The organism is uncultured Endozoicomonas sp., from assembly GCF_947495845.1.
Classification (GTDB): domain Bacteria; phylum Pseudomonadota; class Gammaproteobacteria; order Pseudomonadales; family Endozoicomonadaceae; genus Endozoicomonas.
Window position 1 is genome coordinate 1 of record NZ_CANMAO010000076.1, and the last position, 1603, is coordinate 1603.

Here is a 1603-nt window from a genome sequence, read left to right on the forward strand (position 1 = left end):
CAGCGATTCCCGCTGCTCATTCATTAAAGCTGGATTCTAGAGATTGTCCCATCAGGCATTTATTCAGGCCGTGAGATATCGAACTGAATCATCAGCCAGGAAGCAAGCAAGTTCAGAACACAGGTTAAACAGGGCTACCAATATATCTACTATGTGGTATCTATTACCAAATGCTTTAGGCTGACACTTCTGCCTTCGATTATCGCCGTAAAAAGATCTTCCCAGTTGTCGATGGTGAACCAGTCAAACAAGCCCCTGATCGCAAGCCATAGCGCTTTTTTGGACTTCTTTGCTTCAAGAGCCTGCTGGAAGAACTTGCAAGCCAGCTGCTCTATCTGGTTGATGAGGAAAGCGGTAAATGTCAGGCTGGCCAGGTTGGTCGCCAGGTGTTGCTTCCCATGCCCGTAATTGTGTTCTAGGTGATAGCCCTGTGTTTTCAGTGTGTTAAATGTTTCGTTCTCAATTTTCCACCTGGCGCGGCCTCCTCGCATTACTTTCGCCACATTCTCTTCAGTAAGTTGAATGTCGGTTATCCATGTGTTGACGTATTTGTTGCCTTTCGGGTCAGTCTCTACATATTCGAGATAATTGACCAGTGTCTCTTTATGGGACTTGTTGATGGACACTCCGTTGACGAACCGGAACCAATGCTGGTAGCCGTTCTCATCGGCATAGTAATAGCGTTTTACCTTGCCAGCCTTATCCAGTTCATCCACTGATTCGTAAAGCGATACATGAGAGGTGTCTTTTGCCACCATGATGAAGCTGTATCCGTAGGACTGCACCAGCTTGATGGTAGGGCCGTCGGAGTAAAGATCATCAAAATTCAACACCAGTTTAAGGTGTGGGTGTTCTCTGGATAGGTTGGCCAACAGTCGTTTCAGTGCCGTTTTTTCACAATCATTCTTTGATGCATCCTGCTGCTGAATGATCGGTTCCGGCATCAGTGGAAGCACTTCCTTTTTGCCCGGTTTGACCAGACAGCAAGCCAGCAGTTGATGGTAGTACTGAGGATTCTTGCTGCCAGGCTTCTTCACACAGCATTCTGGGCAGTGAATTTTGCCAGAACAGAAATGCCCCGTTCCATCAATCGGTGCGAGATAGCCTTCATCAAAATACTCAAAATGCCTGAGGCGCCCGGAGCGCTGAACAAAAGCAAACAGCAGGGTAAAGAATTTTCGGAGATAGCGGGTTTCAATAGGATCAAGCATCTCCCGAAAGTACGTATCGCTGGGTACTTGAGTGACGCCGTACATTGATTTCAGGTTGTGCAGCTTGGCGGGTGTCTTAACACAGTCCCGATCAAACTGAAGTAATGAAGGGTACTTCAAATGCATCATGGCAAGGCCGGACATGACGGCATCATGAAGCGGTATTGCACCCTGACTGACTTTTTTTCGAAAATCCGGAATTTTCGAAGCTTCTTTTGAAACGATCGAGGTCAGTTTTTCAGCTATGGTCTTTCGTTTGGATGGCGGCACAGTAAAGCAACAATATTAGTAATATCGAGATATCCTGCCTTAAAGTTTGCGATTCCGGAATAAGTAAAACTGGCTAGAAGCCTTGGTGCTGTTGACTGGAATCACTTCAGCGGGAATTGCTG

The 1603-nt window shown here is 46.6% G+C and carries 1 protein-coding gene; it reads right to left on the minus strand.

Annotated elements, in window-relative coordinates; translation table 11 throughout:
• Nucleotides 1-149 precede the first annotated feature (149 nt).
• Nucleotides 150-1481 (minus strand): transposase, encoded by a 1332-nt coding sequence (locus Q1B11_RS20115; RefSeq protein ID WP_299735785.1) that lies wholly within the window; start codon nt 1479-1481, stop codon nt 150-152.
• Between the last annotated feature and the right edge of the window lie 122 nt (nt 1482-1603).